The organism is Brevibacillus migulae (assembly GCF_004521915.1).
Classification (GTDB): domain Bacteria; phylum Bacillota; class Bacilli; order Brevibacillales; family Brevibacillaceae; genus Brevibacillus_F; species Brevibacillus_F migulae.
This window is the reverse complement of record NZ_SDKD01000001.1, coordinates 35,263-57,178: the sequence shown is the minus strand read 5'-3', so window position 1 is coordinate 57,178 and position 21,916 is coordinate 35,263. Positions and strand designations below refer to the sequence as shown.

The window sequence follows — 21,916 nt, the reverse complement described above, 5'->3', positions numbered from 1 at the left end:
CCCTATGATCGGGTTTTATCTGGAGACTATTCCGGAAACGCTTGCGTCAGATTCAGCAATCCGGTTTCTTTGTCAATGTCAACCGTGAGAATGCTGCCATCGTACATAGAAAACTGCTTTTGATAAGCAAAGTCTGTTACCTTGCCATCGTAGTACCAGGTCTTTGTCGGAACATAATACGTAAAACATCCGGTGTTGTGCCCTACAGAAAAAATGATCATCTGATCGATAGGAACAGCGCCAACATTCACATCGTAATACATGAGATTTGATTGCCCGCCGCGCAGTCTGGAACCATCTTTCAATTGAGCTTGCCAGTTAGTAGCCTCGATAATCATTCAAAACATCCCCTTTTCGATGGTTTTATTGGGTGTAATCGATAAAGATGGTGAATGACAAATTCTTAGGAGATCCGGATACGGCTGTAACGACGAGCTGCAGCATGTCGTTGTTGGATAAATCAACGTCTGTCACATCCCAATCAGTAGCGGTTTGTGTGACGTTGGCGGGACCAAACATATCCGCGCCGTTTCTCTTGATGTAACACGTTACGCTCGTACCGGAGTTGATTCGCGCTCTTACTTTGGCAAACTTTGCGGTTTGTCCAGACGCAAGCGATACAAAGAACGGAATGATATAATCCGTATCTCCAGATGCCACTTTTATATCTCCAGGGATCGCATATGTGTGACCAAATCGAACGGTTTTTTTGTCAGTTTTCAGCGCATAGTTGGAGAGCTGGGAAGAATCAACAAGCTCGCCATATGTGCCGGACGTGAATCGATTCTCCACGAACGCCCCTGCATTATGAGTGGCTGCTGTGGTTCCTTCTAATCCCCGTTGAACACTAGAGAAAGTATTCGTACTCTTGTTGATCGCGCCCACTTCCATGATCTCGCCGTCGATTGTTATGCGAAACGGAGCATTCGGAAATGATGCTGCATTCGTCACCGTAAATGATGTTGCTGCAGCTGTCAGGGAAGCCGTTAGGGTTGTCTGCGCGTTATTCGCTGTTTGTAGACGAGGCAATCAATTCGACCTCCAATCTTTCTGCTGTTGATTTACATCTCTCCATATCGATCCTGGATTCGGTTCATCTTGCCACTGTTCCAGGTATGGATCTGTTTGTTTGCCCCAATGGAACAAGAACGGATTGGCTGCCATGTTCATTGAGATCGGTAAATTCGATTGACCGGACATAATCGCATTCGGTTCAATGTTCATAACGACTGAGAACGGATAATTCACGCCCTCACCAAACCGCAGTCGGACCGGATTCGCTGTCATTTCGGCAGTCATCGGAAGTGAAGTCGATCCAACTTTCACCGCTGTCGGTTTCGCACCGAGTGTAATCCGCATGTTAAAGCTGCACGAAGCGGCTAATTTCCCGTTTGCTTTGAACGTTGTACCAAAGAATCCGTAAAAGATAGCCGATCCTTGTTTGATCCCCGAGTCGTTATACATCCTTGTGCCATACCGACGATTTAACATAAGGCTTACCCTCCTGCTTAATCTCCGGTAAGATCAATCTCTCCTGCTCGGAGTACGTATTGGTCGCCAGATTGAATAGGCTTCGCTACGGTCGCCGGACCGTGGAACAGCATGTTCCCTCCTGTTTGTGCATCAAACAAGGCGACATCTACGATCGTTCCCCAATCAGAAAGCGCTACGGGGAATATAATATCTGCGGTATTGGAAGTAGCCCCCGCTGTGGAGTCCGTAAACACCACTTGCATGCGGGTGTATCCAGACCCAACGGACGTTACCTCTGTACCTCCTCCCGCTTCTGTAGTAGCCGTTGTGAACAATGCTACATAGATAGCTGTAGGGGGTGTGTATGCTTGACCGCGCAGAACGTGGTTGATCAGCTTATTTTCAAGGTAGTCGGTCATCGCTGACATGCGTATTCACCCCTTTAGATAAAGTCATGTGTCCGGTAGACCGTTTTTGATCGCGCCCGAATCTTGACCTTTTGCGTGTCTTGCTCCAGGTCATTCCGGACTTCCAGGTAATCGTTGTATAGATCCGCTTTTTCCTGCTCCGAATCCTTCCAATGCTGCGCATGGCGCGCGGCTGCATATAGCGGATAGATCCGATGGTATCGTGCGTGTAGAGTCGGAATCTGTGCCAGGAATGCCGGATCTTCCTCTCCGCCATCAAATTCTGTTGGCGGCAGGAATTTTGGCAGCGTGGCATAGTATCGAATCTGCAAAAGACCATCGCTAGCGGGCTGTGGTCGGATCTCTACCGTGTTCCCGAACCACTCGTAATAGAATGGTCCGTAGTCGGATAACGGGCTATCCTCGTAGGAATCATGCGGCTGCACAACGCCAACTGAAAGCATCCGTGTGAAATGCTTCCCGTTTGGCTTGATCTTTAGCTCGGCTATGTCCACTAGATCGATAGGGAGTGTCACAATCGGCTGCGAGCTTATGTAATTCGCCTCCGCCATCTTCGCGTAGCCAGCTACATCGGCAATCGCCTCCGAACACTCATTGAACATCATCACAATGTCCGCTGTATCTACTTCCACGTTGATTAGATACTTGGCCCGTAGGATCAATTCGCCCAGGCTTGCCATTCGGTCCCTCCTTCCCCGTTAGTAAACGGTTTTCATGTGATCCAGACCGAGAGAGCTGAGCGCAAATTCTTTGCGGGTTTCCTTGCCGACAGCCTCCACCCAATTGCTAAAGTCTCGTTTGCGCTGCTTCTCCATTTTTCTTTCGTGTTCCTCCAACTCTTTAAAGATCGCTTCCCCTCTAGCGCGGATATCGTTACGCTTCACGTAGTCGAGCGTACGAGCGTCCAAGGATTTATACGGAAGGACCGTACCACCAATCAACGAGCGATCTGTCAAGCTGTGGATCTCAAAGCGTTCGGTCTTGTTATTGAACAAGATAAAGAGATTCGGATCGTACTCTCGCAATCTCTCAGGGATGCGTAACGTGCTGGTGAATACAGGCGAGCATTCCGGCTTTTCTACCAGGCGTGTTTGCACCTCATGTCTGAAAAACGTATTCATCCGATTTCCCTCCATACAAAAAAACGGGGATCAATCGTAAAGATCGATCCCCATCCTTTTACCACGAGAATATTAGTGTTCAACGATTCCTGTTGCGATGAAGTTTCCGCGTGGTTTGGAGCAGCCAAGATCCGCGTATTTCGCGAGAACTGCCTCCCAGGCAGCTTTATTCGCTACGCGGGACAATACTGCACCATCCTCTTCCAACCAGTCGAAGTCCATGAGCTGGTATTGCTTCCAAGTGGATGTGTCCAAACCGTACAAAGTACCTTTGGGATTGTATTTATCCACGGAGAATGGCATGCCGTTGTAGCTCAGAACTTTGTAACCGCCTTTGAGATCCATTACTTCTACGATCTGTTTGGTAGCCAGCAGCAAGTTTTGGTAGCCACGACGAACACCATAAGAGCTGGAGAGGAAGTCAATCTTGCCACCCGCGCGACGTTCTGCCTCGTCAATCAGCTCTTGGATGCCGATCTCGGAGATTTCACCGCCGATTGGTTTCACAATTGGGTTGAACCATTTGTTTTGTGCGCGGTTGATGTTGTACAGAGTGTTATCTGGCGTGAATACAGCGCCGAAACCAGTCAACTCCAAACCGTAGTTACCGGATACAACCAGGATATCGTCTGCGTCAGTAGTGACAGGTGCACTCAATTTTACGGATGGTGTAGCGGATTGATCATCCACTTCCAGGATCTCCAGACCGGAGTGTTTCACCACGCCATCAGCAGGATTCACAACGTCAACGATCATACCTTCAAACAGGTATTGAGCGTTGTCTACTTGTACAGTAGCAGAAGCAGCTGTAGCTGCGGTTGTTGCGAGCTTACCTTTGCCATCGCCGAATACTTGGCGAGCCAGGTTATCCTTCGCATCGTTTTGCGCATCTTCCAGATCAGCCTCAAGCAAGCTCACGAATGCACCTTCGTTAGAACGGGAAGCACGCATGGTTTTGTCAGTGATTTGGATACGAGCAAAAATGTTTTTGGTATCCCACTGTGCTTGCTTTGTTTTGCGGCTGTTAGCAGTTGGCAAGTCGCCATCATCGGCGCGGTTTCCGATACCGCCGTTACGTCCGTAACGCAGTGCCATTACGATCTTATCACCGAATACATTCTCCGAATCACGCTCGATCACGGAAAGGATCGGGCTTGCGTAGTTCAGCTGCTCGCGGAGTCCATCCAGGTAGAAAAGTTTGAGTGCTTGGTTAGCACGCGTCAGATTCAAAATTGCCATCGATCAATTCACGCTCCTATTGTTGTTGGGTTTTCATCCATTCACGGAAGGCTTTCCCGCCCTCTTGGATGGTTTTTGGCTTGTTAGGCGGCACAATTGGCGCTTGTGCCAAGCCTGCCCCTGCTTGTCCGATAGTCGGAGGCGCTTGGGTTTGTTTCTGCTGCACGTTTTGCACGTAACCACGAACGATCTGATCTCTCACTTGCTGATTCTGTAGGATCTGCTCTCTCCATTGAGGATTCGCGAGAATATCATCTACGCTGCGCGGTACTTGCTGTACGATTTGATTCGCCATTTGGCCCTTTGCCATGAGATAAAGAGTTTCCATTGCATTCGGCAACTGTTCCAGGTGTGGATTCGCCTGGAGGATTTCCGCCATCGTATCCGCATACGGATTGATCGACTCACCATATCGAGCTTCTAATGCCTGTACGGACTGATTGAATTTGCGCTCCTCAATGATCGGAGACACTTCGCCCAAGATTTCCGCACGTTGTTGCTCTAACGCTTGCTGAACCACTTTCTGCGTATGCTCGTTGATCGTGTTGAGCGGATCTTCCCACAAACGATCCAGAAACGCCTGGTTCTGCTGTTGGATCTGTTCCGGTGTTAGCTGCGGTTGTTGCGGCTGCTGTTGTACCTGTTGTTGCTGCTGCATGAATTGCTGCATCATTTGGTACATTTGCTGTGCTTGCATTTCCGCTTGCTGCGCACGTTGGTTTACCAGGTGGAAAGAACGATTTAACTCGCTCCAATCACCATGTAGCTCGCGCAAGATCGGATCATTTACCGGAACCTGTCTGCCTCCAAAGTCCAGGTATTCCACCTGTGGCTCCTGGTTGAAAGTCGGATCTTCGGCAAAGTCTCCGCCATCCGGGACCACCGGATCGGAAACGGGTTCACTTTCCCAAATGCCCCCATCAAGCAGAGGGTTAACTCGTTGCGATTGCTCCCCTGCGCCCCCTGCCTCACCTCCATGAACAGGTTGAGCGTCTAGTGTAGGTTGAGCGGCTGCAGCATCCCCTCCTCCGGCAGATCCATCGTTGAAGTATTGCAGGTTCAGCGGCAAAAGCATCTTTACTTGCGGTACGCTATGTGTCGTTTCCATGTTTTCTCTTTCCCTTCGCGACTGTACGCCCCGTTAGACCGCTGTACGACCTTCCCCCTAGATTCACCATCGACCCAACACAAAAAACGCCTGTACAGTCAAATACGGCGGTCGTGCGCTATCTGTGGTCCGGTTGCCCTGGCGAACTACGGTTTGCCCTGGTCGTAGATTTTGTATGTGAAGCCTATTGGCTTACTACCCTATTGTGATTCCTCTATATCTGGTTGCATTGGCATTCCCGCCATCGCTGCCATTTGCTCCTGCAGCTCCATCATCTGTTGAGCTTGCCTATGCTCCGCGATGTGCATTTCGATGATCTGATCAATCATCGGACCGAACGGAGTAGCAAGGATCTCCTCATAATCAGCCTGGAGACGCATGAGGTTGTGCTGCGTGACATGGATATCGTGATCGTCATAAGACTTCACTTGCGGCATTACGCCGTTATCGATCAGGAGGCTAAGCTCACGCATAGCTCTGGCTCGGTGAAGCTCGGTCCCATCGTCCCAACCACTTTCCCAATCGCCATACTGCAGAAGCGAGAATACCTTTTGTCGTGCCTCGTTGGATAGATTGCTGACCTCCGGCTTATTGAATAGCCCCTGAGCAAGCAAATCGAACACCATTTGACGGCGCTGTGAAGGAGTTTCCGCAAGTGCAGAAGCGTTCTCAATGATTACGTCATCGGATTTCAGATCGCTTGCGGTCCATTCTTTCACTTCTACAAGGCGAGCTGCACCCACGCTACGCAATACACGCGGCTCCTGGACGAATTGACGATACAAGCGCAACCAATACTTGCCCATCTGCTGCATGGCATTCGCGATATTGGAAGCGGTAAGACCGATCCTGGTATCGTCCTGCTCATTTGCGATTGATAGGGCTACACCCGATTTCACCCCGCTAGGAGCTTCCGAGAAGCGGCTCAGCTCAGATACACCGGATACGGCTGTAAATTCGCTCAATAGCGTCTGGATCTCGTTCTCAAACGATGATGGAAGGTTAGGGTGCTGGACTGGTTCCGGCTTTCCTCCATTCGGAGTCATCTTGTAGCGGATTCTGTTACCAGGCGCATTGTTCAGTTCGGTATCATCGGATAGTGATCCCTCTGGTTCGTACCACTGTCCGATCGCAACCAGGTTCAGATACTCGGCTTTGCGGTTACGCAAGGCATTGTATCGACGTTGGATCGGAATGCATCGTTCCACAACAGATACTCCCCAAAAACACCCTGCCTTTTTGATGGATACGGTCCGCACGAACGGGAACGCTGGTTTTCCATCCTCTCCGATCATGTACGGGAGTGGCCCGGAATGCAGCGTCTTGTTTCCAGCGACCACAATAAAACGCCCATGCGGGTATTTAGCCGATGGACGCTCATAATACTCTTTTACAATGGCGTGGTTACGCAAGCGACGAGAACTACTTCTGAATGATCCGGAGTTGTATCCCAATCCGCCAAGCCCACTGGTAATGTTCTGCAGCGTGATCGCATCGACAGGTTCCTCTTCCACGACTTGCCCATACATTTCTTTGATCTCGTCAACGTGATACGCCCTTGCATGGATGATGGAGTCGCAAAACTTCACATCATCACGCCAGGAGGAATCCGGATAGATCTCGAATGGAGGGACAATGCACGTTTCCAAGTCACCCTCATAGACGCGTATCACTTCCTGCCCGTGATTAAAGACAACTTGTGTCTTTTCCGGAGCGTCATTCACGTTTGAGGTTTGTTCTTCCTCTGGATTGATCGGCTGTGAATCCTCAAATATGAGTCTGCCCTTATCCTTGTTCCATACCGTTTTGACGAATACCGTACCCGTTACTTCCATCCAGGGAATGTACAGATCGTTATACGCCTGGTCCATCTCTTGATCGTGCCAAGCGGACGCTAAAAGCATGGAACTGATACGAGCTGCAGACTGATCGCCATGATCAACGGAAGCTGGACGTGTTTTAAGCAGCGGCTTTTGCCTGGTTAGGCGGCTGATCCGCGTCTCAGCAATTGTTGCTACCTGGTTAAATACCTCTCGTTCCGTCCACCAAAACGGTTTCGGGATCTCTTCGATCGCCATCGTGTGCGGATTGATCTCTAGGTACTGGTTTCCATTCACAAATTCCATGTTCAAACGCCATTGCAGCTCAAACGGCCTGCGTTCGGTCTGTCGGCGCGCGAACTCTGCATTCACGAATTGCGCCAGATCCTCGCTAAAATCAATCTTATCCGGTGGTTGACCTCCTCCGAATCCTCCAGGCATCAATTGCTTCCCTACACCTGTGAGGCTTTTAAGCATCGAAACGGCTTTACCCATTAAATTAGCCAACTGTTTTCACCCCCTTCCTAGCTGGATCGGTTATTCCTCCACATATTGCATCGCTCGTTCTCTCGCCTGGGCATCATATGCCTCTTTGAGATAGTTCTTTGGAGCTGGTGCAGATGGTGTCGTGACCTGGTTGTGGAAGGAATAGTCGTGTAGATCCCTCGCCATCAGGCGGGAATACAGCTCTTTACGCTCTTTTCGGTGCTGGTTATCGCTATAAACGATGAATCCAAGCAATCCGACAATAATGAGCAGGAGAATGACTTCACTCATCCACCATTACCTTCCCATTTCTCAGGGTGTGTTTGGATGATATGGGCTTTCAAACCGCGTTCGCCTTTGAATGTTCCGCTGCAGTATGGGCAGGGTACGCGATCAGGGGCGGCTTGTTCCGTTTCAGATGGATTTTGTACCTTTTCAGGCGGGTTTTGTACCGCATCCAGCACATTTTCTACCGCTTTAACGGTTTCTTGTACCGGAATTAGCGGCTGATCTGCTTCCTGTGCAGGAACAAGAGGTTGTTCGTCAACATTGACTTTTAATTCTGCAGCTGCATCAAGAGACAGTTCGACAAATTCCGGATCTAATTCTGAGGCAGGGACCAGGATCGCCTCTCCGTTTGCTACCAATGCCTCAGCTTCCAATCCTGTTATTACTGTAGCAGCAGAAGAAAACTCTTTGAGTCTTTCTGCTACCCTCTCTGCTACTCTCTCTTCTACGAGAGACTCAATATCCGGCTGTTCTTTCTCCGGCAGCAGCTCAACTGGTGCTGTCGCTATCAGGTTGCTGGCGCATTCCTTGCATAGCTTGTGACCTGTGCTCAGAGGCGTGTCTTTGCCCATAACCAGGTACTCTGCGTATTTGCGGCAATTATGCGTCTCGCATGGCAGGTTCTTGAATGGATTCGGTTGAAAAACCGCTTTACTCACGCAATTTCCTCCTTCTTGTGTGGTTGTATAGGAAAAACCGCTACAATCGTAGCGGCTCAGTCCTCCTCTTTTAACCAGTTATTCGTGATCATCGCTTTGGCAGCTTCCAATACAGCGATAGCTTCAAATGTCCGGAATTCGTTCTCTTTGATAGCCAGCTCTCGCGTGATTGGATTGTACGTGACTGTGATAGTCTGAATCATTTCATCGTCTCCCGATCATCTTCAAAGTAACCTAGTGTAAATTCGTAATAACAACCATCTACACTGATGTTACTCGTCTGTTGAACGTGCTGAATAACAGACATTGTGTACTCGATTCGCAATTCTCGCAGCGATCGGATCAAATTGATAATCTCATTGATCGCGTGACCGTTCATACATGCGTATCCGTTTTTCATCAGATACCCCATAGCCACCCTTGAACGATGTTCTGCTGTCGTTTCTGTCCCAGGAATCTCGCTGTACTTGATTTTGGCGTAACGATTCAATTGCGTTTGTTTAATCTTCACTTCACATCACTCCACTTTCACATTTTTTATAGAAAAAGCCCCTGTCATTTGACGGAGGCTTGATCTTATTCTTCTACTTCTTCGTATGTAGCCTGGAAAATATCAGGCTTGCATGGGTACACTTCGCCTTGTACCCCACAAATAAGGTAATCGTAATCGGACACGTTCATTTCGCCTTCTAGGGTATTGACCTTTATCCATTCAGAGTTTTCGATACCCTTCGTTCGTCCGCCTTTCAAGTGTGGGAGCGCCCATTCTGGAAACGGCCCTAAGTTTTGACGCATATGCGGTGTTACCTGTACCGCTTCTATAACAACCGGCTTTTTTCGGTATTTCTTGACTACGTTTGACATCATTTTCTCCTCCTCTATTTCCTTGAGCAACCATTCCGGAGGTTTCCCTAACGGTGGTTCCGGCAAAGGTTTCATATTGGCAAAATCCTTACTCAATTCGACACGCAGAATCCCTTCAAAGATCTCCCTTGTCATCGGTTGTGCCGGATTCATTCTACAACTTGCCAATCTTCTGCAAGCATATCTGCCTGAGACGCAAGCCACCCTGGTTGCCATTGACCAGTTGCGGTCCACATCGCGATATATGGTTGTGAGTCGAGAGGCTTATCTTCTCCAATGTGTTTGCGAGTGCGACCATTGACCATACCTGCTTCCAGGTACAAAGCTGGCATAAGAACAATCCACATACCTTTACCGTTCCAGCCAGATCTCGCTACCTTTTTTCCATCTTTCAATGCTTCCAATGCTTGACCGAAGTTCATGCTCGTTTCCTCCTATTTACGCCCATCGACGCGTTTGGTTTTTGGCTTTCTTTATGATTCGTTCCTTGTGACGCTGAATGACGGTCTTTTCCGGTTCCGTCCGCTTAGGCGGCTGCGGTCTGGACATTAATCCATAACGCAACGTGTCGTAAGCGTGGTCTGGAGCGTCCGTATCCACGTCATCCGGATTGTTCGGATCTGTCGGCAACGTAGACAGCTGCTCGATCAGGTTCTTGCATGTATCGAATATGTGAATGCGGGATTTCAGTTTTCCGTCCGGTCCAATGATCGGCTTCAACCATTCATGGACGCGGGCTTTGCCCTGGAGACGGTTCTTGTCTGCTTGCCACACTTGCACACCGTTATTCATGTACGTTTCGGCTACAGATTCCCCGAACTGATTCTTAGCCCAGCATGCAGAGTCCAAGATCGTGAAATCGATCTTCTCCGGTACTTTCTCGTCCAGGTCATTGAACATCAGCGACAGCTCAACGATCTTGCTTGCTTGGTCAGATGCATGCGGCACGACCCCATACAGCTCGCGATATACCCATATCTCGCTGTCCTGGTCCACGGCAAACCACAGGCAGCAGAACGGAGCGGCTTGCCCATAGTCAACCGCTCTAAAACGTCTCCAGGTTTCTGGTATGCGGAATGGCTTGCATACATGCAGATCCGGCTTCCACTCAGGGAACGCCATGCCCTCAAAGTAGTCCCATTCCCCATGCAAGAGCATCTTCTGCTGTGATTCCGGCAATTCAAGCAAGCGAGCCAGATAACCCGGGTCAACTGCCAGGAGCTTTTGGTTATCCTGCAGCTTAGCGGGAATGAACACCCGTTTCCGAGGCTCTACTGCTAATCCCTGGGCGGCGAGCGATGCTTTCACTTCATCCGGCATTTCAGCTTCCCATACAACTTCCGGTTCGTGTCCGTCGATCCATCTGCCTTTTACCCATGCATGGCCGCGTGATCCAGGGTTACTTGCAGCGATGATCTTTGGTTTCAGACCGGACGCGATGAATCTTGCTTCCGTCGATCGGTTACGAGAGAGAAGGTAGATGTATTGAGACAAGTCAAAATGTGTCAACTCGTCGTAAACGATCAACGCATACTCATGACCTTGATAGTTTTCTTCGTCGCCCTTCTTCTCCAGATAACCAAACTTGATCGATCCGCCAGAAAAGAAAATCCATTGGCGTTTCGATTCTTTGTAAGTCGCCATAGAGCGCGGTATGAGCTGCTTGCTTCGCGGGATAGGCTTTCCTTCCAACTGCGCATAGGTGCGGCGCAGGAACAGCACATGACCGCCATTTTGGGCATAAATAATGGCGGCGATCAGTAAGGCATCCGTTTTCCCGCCCCCTGCTGCGCCGCCATATAGGATTTCATCCGCTCCGTTAGGGTCCATGACCTCATTTAGAAAGCGAGACTGCCGTGGCTGTGCTACCCATGTTACATCCACTATTCCCCCTCCCTTTTTGTCGATACTTGTCGTAATTTTATACACAAAAAAAGTGGCTTCCCTGTGGATAAACGGACATAATCATTGGTAATACGACTAAGGAGACAGAATGATTATGAGAAGTAATCTACAAGTAGCAGGAAGCATCTTGATTGGCATTGTTGTGTTCGTGATTTACTATGGATTGTTCCCAAGCGGGTTGTTCGATTTCACATCTGGTGCCGGACTGATGATGATCGGTGTCAAACTTGTGCCGTTCGTCTTGATTATCGCTGCTATCATCTTTGCATTTAGGCTCTTGTTCCGTAAATCGAAACAGTAATCATCCATTTCCATTGCCAAGCACGATATTCAACGAGCCGGAATGGACCACTTCCCCCTGCACGTCAACTTCTGATTTCACCTGGTGCCGCTCCGAATACATGCCTGCCATCGCCAAAACGATCTTTGCATGTTGGTGTGATCCTTCTTTCGCCTTTTGAACAACCGCGTTAATGACAGGGCCGAGGGAATGCTTAACCAATTCAAATGATTTTGCCTCATATAGAGCGACAAACTCCGGCTTTTTCATCGCATTGTAGTATGCCTGCCTGCTTTGATCAGCCGCTTGGCATATTTCCGCAACCGTCATGGTCTTGCTGGAAGGGTCCAGGAGAACTTCCAGGAGCCTTTCTTCCGCCTTCGTCGGTTGATAACCTAGCTCGATCTTGCTCATGTGCGTTCCTCCCTTCTTCGATTTCATCCTCGCCTACCCATTCGCTCGGTTCATCCCGATAGACAGGATCTCTTCCCTCCATAGTGGCAACAATTGCTTCCATTCCGTTGTACATTCCAAGCGTGAATGGATCTTCATCCCATGTGCCATCCTGCCCCTGGATCTCAAGCAGCCAATTTGCTTCTTTCAACCGCTCATCCCATGTGGTTTTCCCGTTAGAAATCCACTTATCTGGAGGACTACGAAAATTAGGCTCTCTTCCTTCAATCGTTGACAAGATCATTTCCATCCCGTTGTAGATGCCGTGCATATAATGATCATAGTTCCAATTGCCGTTTTCTCCCTGGATATTGATTAGCTCTCTAGCATCCTGCATGCGTTTGGCAAACCCAGGCATGAATAGAGCGTCTTGATCATCTATCACAGGAGCCTTTGCTATGCCACTGGCTTTGGCGAGCTGGTCGTCACTCAAGGGAATAAAAGAAGCCCTGGGGCGCTCCCAAGGCTTTCTTACTTTCCCCGAATCATCAATGATCCGCGTTTGTATTCCATAGCGCAGCGCATCCAGTGCATGATCGGATACTTTCTCCTTCTGCTTCTCGATCTGCTTCATCCGGTTGAGCAGCTGAAATATTTCCTCGACTGTTCCCTCAACTACGATTCCGTCGATTGACGTTTTCATTTGGTTTCCCTCCTATTCAGTTGTTCTATTTGACGAATTGATCCAGCCACTCTTTGACGATTGGATCGGATAACTGAATCACTTCACATCCAGGCACTCGACTCCAGGTTGATCCAAACAGCTCATTTACGCTTGTTTCGCGCTTGATCACGCCGACCAGCTCACCGAATTGGTTGAATACTCCGCCTCCGCTGTCTCCCTTATTAGCGTCGATGGAACAATCAAACATCCACGGAATAGGAGGGATAGACGTTGTAATCGATGGACGGTCTACCTTGCCACGCTTCACTTTGCCGAATGCATCGCCATGTACAACCGATAGCAGCTCTTGATTTCCATTTACACGACCGTTTTTATCGCGCACAGCGTATGGAAGCTTTCCGTATAGATCTGGATCTTTGATGCGATACAACGAGAGATCAACCATTCCGCCTTTCTCGTCGTCTACTTTCGGATGGTCGGCTACCCATTCAGCTTTCCATTTGCCATTATTCTTCGTTAGGAACGAGAATGGATTGCCCCACGCAACGTGTCTTGCTGTCAGAATGTAGCCGCCTGGCAGAAGCGTGCCGGACCCGATAACGCCATTCATATCGATTTTGACCGATACCTCACTGGCGATCGTTTGCACCTGTGACCAGGTAAGCGGCGTTTCAATTGGTGATGGATCGGGTTTATCCGGCACTTCTGGATCAGGAAGTGGGGGAGCTTCTGTACTGGTTAGAATCCGATACAGAATAGCAGCCATATCACCCCGAGTAATCGGTTCATCCACTCCGAAAGTACCGTCATCTTTCCCTTTGATGAATCCACGATCAACCAGGTAATTGACTGCCTCGATCTGATACTGTCTTTTTACGTCAGGAAATTTACTTGCCATACTTACCCCTCCCCTTTACTTTTACATCCTCTTACTGTTGGCATTTCATCCATCATGTGTTGAAAGTCTGTCGGATAACGTAACGTGATGATTTCCCTGCAGACGCGGCATTGATACGAAACTTGTATCGTGCCGTTAATATCTCGAAATGAACCGTTCCATTCTAAGGCGTGAGGCCGAAATCCAAACCGTTCTTCTGTCCAAAAATAAAGGAGCGTGATCAGCCATACGGCTGCCGCCCCGATGAATACGCCAATACTGAACAGGATCATGTCGGCTCAGCATCCTTGCAGCCGCATAGATGCATGACATACTTCCATTTCTCTTCCGTTGTGTGACCATCCCAATTCGGCTCAATCTGCGGCAGATCTCCCAAGTCGAAGTCGTCCGGTACATGGAATGTGATTTTACCATTATCCAGGCTAAGAACGCGGCTCCACCCTTCAAATCCCTCTCCTTGATGTGGATACCACCCGCAAATTCCATAGTGTGGAGTGTGATAGTTGATGATATTAGACAACAGCAGAGCGATCATATTGCGCTCCCAATACGCTCCATCCTTCTCTTTCGCACGATCCGCAAGCGCCTGTCGAACGATAGCTATATCGCGATGGTAGTCATCGTGTTCCGATGGATCTGGCATACTCTTCTCACTCAGACGATCCAGAGCCTCGATTGCATCCTTCTGATTCACTCCTGGCTTCCATACGTAAATGCCCATCCGATTTCCTCCGTTCAATACCAATCTGTTTTTCTTTCTTTCTTGCCGCATTTGACGCATTCGTAAAAGCGCAATTGATTCAGTCCAGCGTCGATCATATATCGATGCTTCAATATCCAGTCATGCTTGCAAGTGATCCGTTTCCATATACTCGGTAGGAACTTGATCATTGCCTTCACCTTCCTAAGCAATGCCGTAACCAATCAGCAGCGATAACAGCAAGATCCGCACGTAATGGAAAGTCTGATCGATCTCAATCAGCACGAAAAAGGGTAATGTGCTGATATCGTAGTCTTTTCGTCCAGCTAATCGCCTCTCCAGGAAGTTCTTCCAGGCAATCACTGGCTTGCGGGTATCGATCCATAGGTGTTCCAGGAACGTGAGCGCGAACACACACATGGCTATGATCCAATCAAACGCTAGTAGCATGATCAATCCGATTGTGATCGAATAGACGGTTACATGCTCTACTAACGCACCGTTATGCTTCGTTTTGTTATTCGCCTGCCAATCCGTCTGCAGCAGATAATCACCGATCCGATGACCAACCAACTGCAATATGAAAGCTGTGCAGAATAATGTGAGATCCATCCGTTTTCCCTCCAGTTCACCGATCACTCATAAGGAGCGTCAGCTACAAAATACATGCCGTTCTCGTCCGGCTGCTCAATCCCTCCTGGTGTAGCAAACCGGAGGCGTAGCTTCGTGTTACACGCCCGACACTTGGTGTATTCATTCTCTTCCGCATTGAACCGGATGCCAGCGTCACCGCATTCACATACATAGCGTGTGGGATAGACCATCTTCCCGTTTGTCTCGAAAGGCATAGGTCTATCGCTGTTCACGATGCCGATCTCCCGCATTTTCTCTCCCAGGTTCTGCATGAGCGTCCGTTCCCCGTTGATCACTGGAAGCTGCTTTGGTCGGGAAATCACAGGGTTTTGCTTCACCTCTGTGGTGTTCGGTACCTGGATGTTGGTTTCAACCTTCTGGACCTGGATCGGTGGAGCCTTTGGAGCTTCTAGCGCCTTTGTTTCGACCTTTGCAGCTGTTTCTGATCCGCTGCACACAGGTTTTCCAGTACCGCAGCCATGCAGCTCTCTCGATGGACGGTCAATCAGCACGCCGAAAACACCCGAAATGATCGCCGTTACGTGCTGGGATTCCGCATTCGTTACTGATAACTCCGCATTTGCGCCTTTTGCATTGTTGATCTTGAGTGATACATCCGACATTTCCGTTCTCCTCCGCTTCGTATCTTTGTTATAAAAAAGCCGCCCATTGCTGAGCGGCAGATAAAGGGGGTTGTAACTGAAAAACAAAGGCACGTTGATACCACACCCATTGCATAGCTCACCCTCCACAAGAATGTGCCTTACCTTGGTGAGCCTCCCTTTCAGATCGCGCTGAACCGCCATATACGCCCATAAGAAAAGCCGCGTTGTTCTCCTGTCAAAGCGAGAGAAACGCGGCTTATTTTGACCTAAGCGCTTCCTGGTGACGTGGTTGACACGTAAGCCAGGTGTAAACGTGGTTGTTTGTCTTGATGTAATCGACTTTTTCGATTGTTAGTGGGCATTTGATTCGTTTCGTTGATGTAAACTTTAGTATCGTTTTTGCTGTGCGTTAACAGCCTGACTTTGGATCAATCTGAGGGTATTATACTCGCTTATCATACGATCCATTTCGTACACCGTTCCACCTTTGCTGATCCAATCCTCCAGATCCTTCATCCTGTCTTCCAGTCTGGGTATGTCGATATATTCGTACAGGTAATCTTCATACGTTTTCATTCCGTTTCGCCTCCATCGTCTACACGTTCTCTACTCGCGTAAATCGCGGCACTTTTCGTTTCCCTTTCCCCGGACTCACCAGCTCATCGAAAGAGCTTTGCGGCTGCACATAGAGTTTCAATGTCTCTATAGATCGATATGCAACCATTGGCGTTCCATCCTCGATCCCTGGGATGTTGTGTGCCTCCATGACCCCTTGCACCCAATACTGATCGCCTGAGTAATGCTTATACAACCCCACTCTTGCCATCCTATTCCCCCCGCTCAAACAAAAAAGAGCTAGGCGTGTTTGCCCTAGCTCCTTGTGATTTACTTGTCTGGAGCCATTGTATCACGAATGATTTTTCCCTTTCAAATCTCGTCTATCCTGTACATTCTGTTCGTTCTGTATAGCATGTATCGTGTGTTTTTTCTGTCTTGATGTACATTAATAATTGGTAATGCTTGACACTTTTTTACGTATCGTGCATAATTGTCGATACAACTGAATAAATAACATCTACTGATTTTTTGTATATTTTTTATAACAGATTAGATATTAACGGATTCCGCTACCTTATTGCGGATCGCAATTTACGCCGAACAATCCCGTTAAAGTATTTTTTTATTTATCTCACAGTAGAAATTAAGCGGACTCCCAGCAGGGAGAAGTCTGTCCAAGACTGAGCTTAATGTGACCGATTCATATCAATGAGGCACCCGTCTGCCCTTTGATAATGATGAAATTCACAATGTGAGATTGGTAGAAAATACTTTGACGGGATTTTTTATTTCCACACGAGAGGAGAAATGTATTTATGGACAAGCAACAAAAGGCTTACGGTGAGATCATGTCTGCCCTGGAGGAAAACAGCTGCTCAACTGATTGTGTGGCTGATCTAATCGATAGCGTCGAACAGGATACCCGCCTAACTCTTCTCGCAGGTGTTTTAAAGACCTTCGGCATCCAGGATAAGCACATCCGACAATTCTTCACCATCATTCAGCAAGGCAGCTGATGAGCTGGTACCGGAAATCCCGCCGCTTTTATTTACCTGTGGCGGGATATTCCGCTTTATCTAAGAATGGTCATCGTAATATTTTTCTATGATTCTTTCCCATCTTGACCAATCCATTTTATCGTTCATCTTCTCAACGTTATCCAGCAACCAGCGTATATCCTCTTCCATTTCATCCGCTTGCTGCCCTAAGTACACAATATAGTTGACCTGATCGGCATTTTCTTGAAGGGCATGCTTGACCAGCTGCTTTGGGGTCCACTTGGCTTTCCCTAGAGGTTCGGGGTATTTCTCTGCCCCTTTCATGATCTGTTCCCTATGCGTCTCCAGCCATATTTCAGCGGCTTTCTTGTATAACGGATCATTAAGGTGCTTTTCTAGTTGTATCTTGGTCGGTTCCATGTTGCGCCTCCTCTAACCAACCGACAATAGCTGCTTATCGTTGGTTCCCTGGAATCCATTCTCGTAGATCACCTTCACCAGCTCCGCTTTCGCTTCCTGGATCGCGGTGAGAAGTTCTTCAATAGACTGAGCATCTGATCCCGCGATATCTTTATTCAAAATGGCGATGCATGCTTGCTCCAGGTTAGGGTAATACCCGAGTGGTCGCCAGCTATCTTGCTGCTTCCGTTCTTTCGTCGTTTCTTTTGGTTCTACTTAAACTGATAAGGTGACATTGTATTCATCTGATGTGATCCGGTAGATTCGGTTAAGCTGTATTAGCATTCCTGTTTACCTCCCGCATTCTTCAATATCCATTGTGGTGAACGATCTCATTTGAATATTGCTGCCGTATTTTCCACTCTCGCTTAAGCGACCGCTTTATAAGTGAAATGTATGATTGATCACTTAAGTCTGTGGTATACCATTGGCCGCCTAGTAACGATATGCTTACCTTGTTGTTCCAAACGACTGTTAATATTGGTCCCGTCTTGTCAACGTCAACGCTACCGTAATCGATTTCTTTCATTCCCTTCCTCCGTTCACCACAAGTAATGTGGTGAATCATTCGTTCCAACAAATCACCACAGGCTTTTCATAAACAAAATCCGAACCCAAGAACTCACCGAATGTCAAATCTTGATAGCCCTCTTCTGCTTCAAATCGCCCTTTTTTGTCCAATGGGACTTCTGTCACGCCTTCAAGTGTTTCATGCCATTCCGCATCAACCATTGAGTTGTGATATTCCAAAGCTTCTTCTTTTGTCTGGGCGACAATGTAAGTTGAATAATCTTCGCCAACTTGAAAAATTTTAAAATCCATCTTTACCCCTCCCGTTTATCATAAAATTGTTTTTGCGTATTAGGGCTCACCAAGTGTTGCGCAATCTTGGCAAATGCCGCCTTCTTCCACTGGCAGCAATTCTTCATCCTCATTGCAACAAACGCATTTACCGATGTAGTTGCAGCCTTCGCTCAAGATCTGCATTACCGCGTTACAAATGGCTTCTTGCTTTGTTTCCTCGTGATATGATCGTCCTACTTTTCCATCGGACGTAACTCCTTTGAAGGAATACCCGCCATCATGCTTTTGCAAATTCCACTCTTCACCGAAAGCTCTTTCTGCTAATTCAATCGCATCGGCTGTGTTTTTGAGTGGATTCCATTGCGCACCGTTTTTCCTTGGAGCGAGCCATAGAATGTATTCGTCGCCCTCTTTCGACAGGTTCGGGTAATTCGACTCATCACCTAACCACTCCGTCCATTCTTTGTGATTCATGCGGTATGCTGCATCGGGCATTAATTTCCACCCCATCACCTTAGTTGCCAGCGTTTCGATGATCTGTTGCTCGGTCATTTCCTCGTCTATTTTCCGGTATTGAATGCCCATCATTTCACCCCGTTTTGTGAGTTGTGTTAAACACCCAATGCTTTCCGCGCTTCCTCGATTGCGGCATACCCTCTCCCGTTCACTGACGTGTGCGCCATATCCCCTACATCAAACGCCAGCAACAGTTCTTCCAACGCTTTATGCATCCGCTCATTAGCGTCAACCAACTTGAAGTATTCTCCGTAAACCTCGACTTGCTTTACGCAGGGCCCGACAGTCAATGCCCCAACCGGATCAATCGCGGCCCACTGCCGACTAGCTTCACCCATGATGTACCCAAATTGATGTTTATTTCTCGCTATGAAGGCTTGCACCTCATCCATTTGAATCCCCCATTCTCCTCAAGAACTATTTATAAAACTTGACTTCTTTCCAATGCAGCGTATCTTTGGTTCCATCATCGAAAACGATGTGATATGCGTGGTACATATACGGGTGCCAATAAGGATTCGCATAAACCCCTACCGCATTTCCTTTTTTGGTTATTGGTCGCTTTCCCCTCCCTTTTTGGGGATAGGTAACTTCACAACGTATAGGCGTGATTTCCATGATGTTTTCTTTCATCCGCTTCATCCGTTCTCCCCCTGCTCATTCATGGGTGTTCAGTTATCACCGTAGTCACGGCATGTACCTCCGCATTATCCCAACTAATCTCCTCGTGAATGTCCTGGATCTCCTCGACATTTCCTTCCTGATCCAATACGACCGTTGCCTTTTCTACAACGGTGCGTGTGATTATGGCTTTAACCACTCTTGGTTTTTTCATCATTCGTTCCCCCTTCCTATCTGATCGCCTACCCATAATCCTATTCCGAATGCGATGAATATCACGCCTAATGACAGCAGCATGAACATTCGTTTCACCACATTTCCCCGATATCAAATTCCGCTGCCACTTCCTTTGGCTTATAGATCCACTCGATGTAGCCCTGGAGGATCTTCCGAATCTCTGCGGCTCGCTCGCTGTGCGCGGCATGGTGGCATGTTCCCGTTTGAGTAACAGGCCCGCATAGCATTGCCAGGTTCTTTGGTTCTCCAACCCCTCCCTGGGACCGAAATACAATGTGATGGCAATCCAGGGTGTATGGGATGGACCGACGAACAAAGGGAAATCCACACAGCACGCAGCTCTCCTCATCGCGCTCGTTGACTTCCCTATAAATGTCCTTGCTTATCTCTCCCTGCTCTTTCCTGGTCGGAGACTGTCGCTTGTGATTCGGTTTTGGAACTGGATTGTAATCTCCTATCAAATGTTCCCACCGCTTTCGATGCTGTTTTAGATTGTTTGGCCCTTAGAATGCGGCAGTCCATATTTTTCTTTCTTTTTCGGGGACGGTTATTCTCTTTCTATACAACGGTAGTAAGTCGTAAGGAACCATCATCCTGCTCCCCCTCTCCGGTTTTTAGTGCTTCCATGCAGCTTGCCGCTATTTCATCAGCCATTTTCATGACCAGGGCTAATCTCGTGTTTTGAAGAACGAAATATTCCATGAATCCTGCGATATTTACCACGCCAATAATATGAACGTCTCCGACTTCCGGCAGCTGTTTATGAACTCCTGCGCCTGGTTTTACTGGTCCTGGCTTTATCTTTATAGCTCCGATATCCCGCCCGAGAGCTGCATCAATCGCCACTATGGTATGGTCAGGATAGTCCTGTTTTACGATTTCAATTGTGTCCGCAATGTTTGCCGCATGAACCGGATCATCAATGGTTCCAAACACGGGTAATCCCTTTTCGCTCAGCTTCTTTCCTACTAGCGGCCCCAACGAATCGCCTGTACTTCGATCTGTTCCTATGCAGAAAAACAATACTGGCTTTTCTTTTGGCAACAAATTGCGTAATGTGATCGAGTAGTTATTCATCCGTTCTCGCTCCCCCTAGGTTCCTGTTAAAATCGGTAATTCCGCAATGCGTTCCATCTGATCTGTCCATGAGTAAATTTCCTGATTACGTTCCGTCCAGCAGGTAACGCAATAGGTGCCTGTCCGATCAAAGACTATTGGTGTTTTGCCCACCTTTAGTGATCGAGGGCATTTGCAACAATTCTTCACTAGCGACTTCACTGTTTTCCCCATCCCTATCCCTTTCCTGGGGCATAGATTGTTGGCTACGCCCCAGGCTATTTTCACTCAAAAACTTTGCCAATCGGTCCCAACATGTCATTTTCTCTAAAACCCCTTAATCTCGTGAGTTGTCTATCCAGCCATATTTCAAAGGGGATCTCTCTTATCCAAGGCTTACAAATCGATACCATTTCACTGGTGTAATACTTCCCAAGATGGTCCAGCAGCTCGTCGTTCAACACCAACGGATCTATTATTTCGTCATTCGCGGCTATCATTGTTCCTCACTCCAATCTTTGAGGACGATTCGATACCACTCGTCGCTTATTCTCTCAACTGAGGATTTCACACGGTATTTGCCTAACAGGTCTGCAACTGAGCTGTAAAATTCCTCTCGGGTTACAAAGCCATATCCACGTTTATTCATTTCATCTGCAAGCAATATTATCGGCTCTCTTCCGCGCGGATGCTCCCGCTTTATCCGGTTATAGGCGTGTTGCCAAGCGGGATATTCTCCCCACCAAATCCTGCCTTGATAAGCATCTGGGATCTCTTCTAGTGATGCAATTTGGAATGCAGTTTGTGCAGCTGTGTACAAATTATCGAGTGTGTAAAGGTCCGTTTCTTTCCCAGCATCGTGAAGATGTATTATCGTATCCAGGGCAAAGCACCAGGTTAACCCGCGTTCTCCCTCACTGTCGTAACGATCGGTCATGATGATATCCCCACTTCGTGTAAATCCGTATTGGACCCCATCTTTCTCGTAGGTGTACGTGATATCATCGTCCATTCCGCTTATTATCACATCGTCCAAATCAATCATTTCCACTGTGTTCTCCATCATTGCTTCCTCCTTTGTT

General features: G+C 48.0%; 38 protein-coding genes. 2 read left to right on the top strand and 36 right to left on the bottom strand.

The features are described from left to right. Positions 1–26 precede the first annotated feature (26 nt). The 16 genes from EIZ37_RS00385 to EIZ37_RS00315 all read right to left on the bottom strand — a co-directional run bounded on the left by EIZ37_RS00385 (position 27) and on the right by EIZ37_RS00315 (position 11,370). The gene (locus tag EIZ37_RS00385; protein WP_134682575.1) at positions 27–338 is read right to left on the bottom strand and encodes a hypothetical protein; all 312 of its coding nucleotides are present in this window, start codon (positions 336–338) and stop codon (positions 27–29) included. A 25-nt stretch (positions 339–363) separates the two neighbouring features. Beyond that, positions 364–1,029 (bottom strand): hypothetical protein, encoded by a 666-nt coding sequence (locus EIZ37_RS26215; RefSeq protein WP_205683760.1) that lies wholly within the window; start codon positions 1,027–1,029, stop codon positions 364–366. Continuing rightward, positions 1,030–1,491 carry a hypothetical protein gene (locus tag EIZ37_RS00375; RefSeq protein ID WP_134682574.1) on the bottom strand — a complete coding sequence of 154 codons (462 nt, stop codon included), beginning with the start codon at positions 1,489–1,491 and terminating at the stop codon, positions 1,030–1,032. Positions 1,492–1,508: 17 nt separating this feature from the next. Continuing rightward, positions 1,509–1,901, bottom strand: coding sequence for a phage tail fiber protein (locus tag EIZ37_RS00370; RefSeq protein WP_134682573.1), 393 nt, complete (start codon positions 1,899–1,901; stop codon positions 1,509–1,511). A gap of 14 nt (positions 1,902–1,915) precedes the next feature. Further along, positions 1,916–2,581 carry a phage adaptor protein gene (locus EIZ37_RS00365; protein WP_134682572.1) on the bottom strand — a complete coding sequence of 222 codons (666 nt, stop codon included), beginning with the start codon at positions 2,579–2,581 and terminating at the stop codon, positions 1,916–1,918. Positions 2,582–2,599: 18 nt separating this feature from the next. Beyond that, positions 2,600–3,022, bottom strand: coding sequence for a hypothetical protein (locus EIZ37_RS00360; protein ID WP_134682571.1), 423 nt, complete (start codon positions 3,020–3,022; stop codon positions 2,600–2,602). Between the two features lie 72 nt (positions 3,023–3,094). Next, positions 3,095–4,261, bottom strand: coding sequence for a phage major capsid protein (locus EIZ37_RS00355; protein WP_134682570.1), 1,167 nt, complete (start codon positions 4,259–4,261; stop codon positions 3,095–3,097). Between the two features lie 16 nt (positions 4,262–4,277). Beyond that, positions 4,278–5,369, bottom strand: coding sequence for a hypothetical protein (locus EIZ37_RS00350; protein WP_134682569.1), 1,092 nt, complete (start codon positions 5,367–5,369; stop codon positions 4,278–4,280). A gap of 200 nt (positions 5,370–5,569) precedes the next feature. Next, complete coding sequence (locus tag EIZ37_RS00345) at positions 5,570–7,696, bottom strand: portal protein (protein ID WP_134682568.1); 2,127 nt, start codon at positions 7,694–7,696, stop codon at positions 5,570–5,572. 30 nt (positions 7,697–7,726) lie between these two features. Continuing rightward, on the bottom strand, positions 7,727–7,966 hold the full coding sequence (locus tag EIZ37_RS00340) for a hypothetical protein (RefSeq protein ID WP_134682567.1): 240 nt from the start codon (positions 7,964–7,966) through the stop codon (positions 7,727–7,729). Then, complete coding sequence (locus tag EIZ37_RS00335) at positions 7,963–8,622, bottom strand: hypothetical protein (protein ID WP_134682566.1); 660 nt, start codon at positions 8,620–8,622, stop codon at positions 7,963–7,965. The genes EIZ37_RS00340 and EIZ37_RS00335 overlap by 4 nt, the downstream gene beginning before the upstream one ends. Positions 8,623–8,678: 56 nt before the next feature. After that, positions 8,679–8,825, bottom strand: a complete 147-nt coding sequence (locus EIZ37_RS25805) for a hypothetical protein (protein ID WP_167568562.1) — start codon at positions 8,823–8,825, stop codon at positions 8,679–8,681. Next, positions 8,822–9,133, bottom strand: a complete 312-nt coding sequence (locus EIZ37_RS00330; protein ID WP_134682565.1) for a hypothetical protein — start codon at positions 9,131–9,133, stop codon at positions 8,822–8,824. The genes EIZ37_RS25805 and EIZ37_RS00330 overlap by 4 nt, the downstream gene beginning before the upstream one ends. A gap of 65 nt (positions 9,134–9,198) precedes the next feature. Beyond that, on the bottom strand, positions 9,199–9,639 hold the full coding sequence (locus EIZ37_RS00325) for a hypothetical protein (protein WP_235827838.1): 441 nt from the start codon (positions 9,637–9,639) through the stop codon (positions 9,199–9,201). Then, a complete protein-coding gene (locus EIZ37_RS00320; RefSeq protein WP_134682564.1) occupies positions 9,636–9,908 on the bottom strand; it encodes a DUF2829 domain-containing protein in 273 nt (90 codons plus the stop codon). Before EIZ37_RS00320 ends, EIZ37_RS00325 begins: the two co-directional genes overlap by 4 nt. 16 nt (positions 9,909–9,924) lie before the next feature. Beyond that, positions 9,925–11,370, bottom strand: coding sequence for a terminase large subunit domain-containing protein (locus tag EIZ37_RS00315; RefSeq protein ID WP_134682563.1), 1,446 nt, complete (start codon positions 11,368–11,370; stop codon positions 9,925–9,927). 115 nt (positions 11,371–11,485) lie between these two features. On the opposite strand from EIZ37_RS00315, the gene EIZ37_RS00310 reads away from it, so the two are divergent. Beyond that, a complete protein-coding gene (locus tag EIZ37_RS00310; protein WP_134682562.1) occupies positions 11,486–11,692 on the top strand; it encodes a hypothetical protein in 207 nt (68 codons plus the stop codon). Here the strand turns inward: EIZ37_RS00310 and EIZ37_RS00305 are convergent, their stop codons facing one another. The 10 genes from EIZ37_RS00305 to EIZ37_RS00270 form a co-directional block, all read right to left on the bottom strand. Next, complete coding sequence (locus EIZ37_RS00305) at positions 11,693–12,085, bottom strand: phBC6A51 family helix-turn-helix protein (RefSeq protein WP_167568560.1); 393 nt, start codon at positions 12,083–12,085, stop codon at positions 11,693–11,695. It abuts the gene before it with no gap. After that, positions 11,970–12,767, bottom strand: a complete 798-nt coding sequence (locus EIZ37_RS25800; protein ID WP_167568558.1) for an AsmA family protein — start codon at positions 12,765–12,767, stop codon at positions 11,970–11,972. Before EIZ37_RS25800 ends, EIZ37_RS00305 begins: the two co-directional genes overlap by 116 nt. A 25-nt stretch (positions 12,768–12,792) precedes the next feature. After that, positions 12,793–13,647, bottom strand: coding sequence for a trypsin-like peptidase domain-containing protein (locus EIZ37_RS00300; RefSeq protein WP_134682560.1), 855 nt, complete (start codon positions 13,645–13,647; stop codon positions 12,793–12,795). 2 nt (positions 13,648–13,649) lie between these two features. After that, positions 13,650–13,919 (bottom strand): hypothetical protein, encoded by a 270-nt coding sequence (locus EIZ37_RS00295; RefSeq protein ID WP_134682559.1) that lies wholly within the window; start codon positions 13,917–13,919, stop codon positions 13,650–13,652. After that, entirely contained in the window at positions 13,916–14,368 is a 453-nt protein-coding gene (locus EIZ37_RS00290; RefSeq protein WP_134682558.1) for a hypothetical protein, read from the bottom strand. The genes EIZ37_RS00295 and EIZ37_RS00290 overlap by 4 nt, the downstream gene beginning before the upstream one ends. 14 nt (positions 14,369–14,382) lie before the next feature. Next, entirely contained in the window at positions 14,383–14,538 is a 156-nt protein-coding gene (locus EIZ37_RS25795) for a hypothetical protein (protein ID WP_167568556.1), read from the bottom strand. A 13-nt stretch (positions 14,539–14,551) separates the two neighbouring features. Continuing rightward, the gene (locus EIZ37_RS00285; protein WP_134682557.1) at positions 14,552–14,959 is read right to left on the bottom strand and encodes a DUF3307 domain-containing protein; all 408 of its coding nucleotides are present in this window, start codon (positions 14,957–14,959) and stop codon (positions 14,552–14,554) included. A gap of 23 nt (positions 14,960–14,982) precedes the next feature. Next, positions 14,983–15,603 carry a hypothetical protein gene (locus tag EIZ37_RS00280; RefSeq protein WP_134682556.1) on the bottom strand — a complete coding sequence of 207 codons (621 nt, stop codon included), beginning with the start codon at positions 15,601–15,603 and terminating at the stop codon, positions 14,983–14,985. 369 nt (positions 15,604–15,972) lie between these two features. Continuing rightward, the gene (locus EIZ37_RS00275) at positions 15,973–16,161 is read right to left on the bottom strand and encodes a hypothetical protein (protein ID WP_134682555.1); all 189 of its coding nucleotides are present in this window, start codon (positions 16,159–16,161) and stop codon (positions 15,973–15,975) included. A gap of 19 nt (positions 16,162–16,180) precedes the next feature. Further along, positions 16,181–16,411, bottom strand: a complete 231-nt coding sequence (locus EIZ37_RS00270; RefSeq protein WP_134682554.1) for a DUF1653 domain-containing protein — start codon at positions 16,409–16,411, stop codon at positions 16,181–16,183. A gap of 547 nt (positions 16,412–16,958) precedes the next feature. Here EIZ37_RS00270 and EIZ37_RS00265 point away from each other — a divergent pair. After that, positions 16,959–17,159: a hypothetical protein gene (locus tag EIZ37_RS00265; protein WP_134682553.1), complete on the top strand. Its 201-nt coding sequence runs from the start codon at positions 16,959–16,961 to the stop codon at positions 17,157–17,159. Positions 17,160–17,219: 60 nt separating this feature from the next. Here EIZ37_RS00265 and EIZ37_RS00260 read toward each other — a convergent pair whose 3' ends face one another. The 10 genes from EIZ37_RS00260 to EIZ37_RS00225 form a co-directional block, all read right to left on the bottom strand. Then, entirely contained in the window at positions 17,220–17,561 is a 342-nt protein-coding gene (locus EIZ37_RS00260) for a hypothetical protein (protein WP_134682552.1), read from the bottom strand. Between the two features lie 12 nt (positions 17,562–17,573). Next, positions 17,574–17,720, bottom strand: a complete 147-nt coding sequence (locus EIZ37_RS25790; RefSeq protein ID WP_167568554.1) for a hypothetical protein — start codon at positions 17,718–17,720, stop codon at positions 17,574–17,576. Between the two features lie 444 nt (positions 17,721–18,164). Next, complete coding sequence (locus EIZ37_RS00255; RefSeq protein WP_134682551.1) at positions 18,165–18,422, bottom strand: hypothetical protein; 258 nt, start codon at positions 18,420–18,422, stop codon at positions 18,165–18,167. Between the two features lie 39 nt (positions 18,423–18,461). Beyond that, positions 18,462–18,992, bottom strand: coding sequence for a hypothetical protein (locus EIZ37_RS00250; protein WP_134682550.1), 531 nt, complete (start codon positions 18,990–18,992; stop codon positions 18,462–18,464). A 23-nt stretch (positions 18,993–19,015) separates the two neighbouring features. Next, entirely contained in the window at positions 19,016–19,312 is a 297-nt protein-coding gene (locus EIZ37_RS00245) for a hypothetical protein (protein ID WP_134682549.1), read from the bottom strand. 25 nt (positions 19,313–19,337) lie between these two features. Beyond that, positions 19,338–19,562 (bottom strand): hypothetical protein, encoded by a 225-nt coding sequence (locus tag EIZ37_RS00240; RefSeq protein WP_134682548.1) that lies wholly within the window; start codon positions 19,560–19,562, stop codon positions 19,338–19,340. 19 nt (positions 19,563–19,581) lie between these two features. Further along, the gene (locus EIZ37_RS25785) at positions 19,582–19,755 is read right to left on the bottom strand and encodes a hypothetical protein (protein WP_167568552.1); all 174 of its coding nucleotides are present in this window, start codon (positions 19,753–19,755) and stop codon (positions 19,582–19,584) included. Positions 19,756–19,849: 94 nt separating this feature from the next. Then, positions 19,850–20,113, bottom strand: a complete 264-nt coding sequence (locus tag EIZ37_RS26665) for an HNH endonuclease (RefSeq protein WP_167568550.1) — start codon at positions 20,111–20,113, stop codon at positions 19,850–19,852. Between the two features lie 223 nt (positions 20,114–20,336). Continuing rightward, the gene (gene yyaC, locus EIZ37_RS00230) at positions 20,337–20,855 is read right to left on the bottom strand and encodes a spore protease YyaC (RefSeq protein ID WP_134682546.1); all 519 of its coding nucleotides are present in this window, start codon (positions 20,853–20,855) and stop codon (positions 20,337–20,339) included. A 475-nt stretch (positions 20,856–21,330) separates the two neighbouring features. Continuing rightward, positions 21,331–21,900: a hypothetical protein gene (locus EIZ37_RS00225; protein WP_134682545.1), complete on the bottom strand. Its 570-nt coding sequence runs from the start codon at positions 21,898–21,900 to the stop codon at positions 21,331–21,333. Positions 21,901–21,916 lie beyond the last annotated feature (16 nt).

Coding starts and splice junctions, on each gene's coding strand:
- EIZ37_RS00385 (WP_134682575.1), bottom strand. CDS start 338: ATGATTATCGAGGCTACTAACTGGCAAGCTCAATTGAAAGATGGTTCC.
- EIZ37_RS00375 (WP_134682574.1), bottom strand. CDS start 1,491: ATGTTAAATCGTCGGTATGGCACAAGGATGTATAACGACTCGGGGATC.
- EIZ37_RS00370 (WP_134682573.1), bottom strand. CDS start 1,901: ATGTCAGCGATGACCGACTACCTTGAAAATAAGCTGATCAACCACGTT.
- EIZ37_RS00365 (WP_134682572.1), bottom strand. CDS start 2,581: ATGGCAAGCCTGGGCGAATTGATCCTACGGGCCAAGTATCTAATCAAC.
- EIZ37_RS00360 (WP_134682571.1), bottom strand. CDS start 3,022: ATGAATACGTTTTTCAGACATGAGGTGCAAACACGCCTGGTAGAAAAG.
- EIZ37_RS00355 (WP_134682570.1), bottom strand. CDS start 4,261: ATGGCAATTTTGAATCTGACGCGTGCTAACCAAGCACTCAAACTTTTC.
- EIZ37_RS00350 (WP_134682569.1), bottom strand. CDS start 5,369: ATGGAAACGACACATAGCGTACCGCAAGTAAAGATGCTTTTGCCGCTG.
- EIZ37_RS00340 (WP_134682567.1), bottom strand. CDS start 7,966: ATGAGTGAAGTCATTCTCCTGCTCATTATTGTCGGATTGCTTGGATTC.
- EIZ37_RS25805 (WP_167568562.1), bottom strand. CDS start 8,825: ATGATTCAGACTATCACAGTCACGTACAATCCAATCACGCGAGAGCTG.
- EIZ37_RS00325 (WP_235827838.1), bottom strand. CDS start 9,639: ATGAATCCGGCACAACCGATGACAAGGGAGATCTTTGAAGGGATTCTG.
- EIZ37_RS00320 (WP_134682564.1), bottom strand. CDS start 9,908: ATGAACTTCGGTCAAGCATTGGAAGCATTGAAAGATGGAAAAAAGGTA.
- EIZ37_RS00310 (WP_134682562.1), top strand. CDS start 11,486: ATGAGAAGTAATCTACAAGTAGCAGGAAGCATCTTGATTGGCATTGTT.
- EIZ37_RS00305 (WP_167568560.1), bottom strand. CDS start 12,085: ATGAGCAAGATCGAGCTAGGTTATCAACCGACGAAGGCGGAAGAAAGG.
- EIZ37_RS25800 (WP_167568558.1), bottom strand. CDS start 12,767: ATGAAAACGTCAATCGACGGAATCGTAGTTGAGGGAACAGTCGAGGAA.
- EIZ37_RS00300 (WP_134682560.1), bottom strand. CDS start 13,647: ATGGCAAGTAAATTTCCTGACGTAAAAAGACAGTATCAGATCGAGGCA.
- EIZ37_RS00295 (WP_134682559.1), bottom strand. CDS start 13,919: ATGATCCTGTTCAGTATTGGCGTATTCATCGGGGCGGCAGCCGTATGG.
- EIZ37_RS00290 (WP_134682558.1), bottom strand. CDS start 14,368: ATGGGCATTTACGTATGGAAGCCAGGAGTGAATCAGAAGGATGCAATC.
- EIZ37_RS25795 (WP_167568556.1), bottom strand. CDS start 14,538: ATGATCAAGTTCCTACCGAGTATATGGAAACGGATCACTTGCAAGCAT.
- EIZ37_RS00285 (WP_134682557.1), bottom strand. CDS start 14,959: ATGGATCTCACATTATTCTGCACAGCTTTCATATTGCAGTTGGTTGGT.
- EIZ37_RS00280 (WP_134682556.1), bottom strand. CDS start 15,603: ATGTCGGATGTATCACTCAAGATCAACAATGCAAAAGGCGCAAATGCG.
- EIZ37_RS00275 (WP_134682555.1), bottom strand. CDS start 16,161: ATGAAAACGTATGAAGATTACCTGTACGAATATATCGACATACCCAGA.
- EIZ37_RS00270 (WP_134682554.1), bottom strand. CDS start 16,411: ATGGCAAGAGTGGGGTTGTATAAGCATTACTCAGGCGATCAGTATTGG.
- EIZ37_RS00265 (WP_134682553.1), top strand. CDS start 16,959: ATGGACAAGCAACAAAAGGCTTACGGTGAGATCATGTCTGCCCTGGAG.
- EIZ37_RS00260 (WP_134682552.1), bottom strand. CDS start 17,561: ATGGAACCGACCAAGATACAACTAGAAAAGCACCTTAATGATCCGTTA.
- EIZ37_RS00255 (WP_134682551.1), bottom strand. CDS start 18,422: ATGGATTTTAAAATTTTTCAAGTTGGCGAAGATTATTCAACTTACATT.
- EIZ37_RS00250 (WP_134682550.1), bottom strand. CDS start 18,992: ATGATGGGCATTCAATACCGGAAAATAGACGAGGAAATGACCGAGCAA.
- EIZ37_RS00245 (WP_134682549.1), bottom strand. CDS start 19,312: ATGGATGAGGTGCAAGCCTTCATAGCGAGAAATAAACATCAATTTGGG.
- EIZ37_RS00240 (WP_134682548.1), bottom strand. CDS start 19,562: ATGAAGCGGATGAAAGAAAACATCATGGAAATCACGCCTATACGTTGT.
- EIZ37_RS25785 (WP_167568552.1), bottom strand. CDS start 19,755: ATGAAAAAACCAAGAGTGGTTAAAGCCATAATCACACGCACCGTTGTA.
- yyaC (WP_134682546.1), bottom strand. CDS start 20,855: ATGAATAACTACTCGATCACATTACGCAATTTGTTGCCAAAAGAAAAG.
- EIZ37_RS00225 (WP_134682545.1), bottom strand. CDS start 21,900: ATGATGGAGAACACAGTGGAAATGATTGATTTGGACGATGTGATAATA.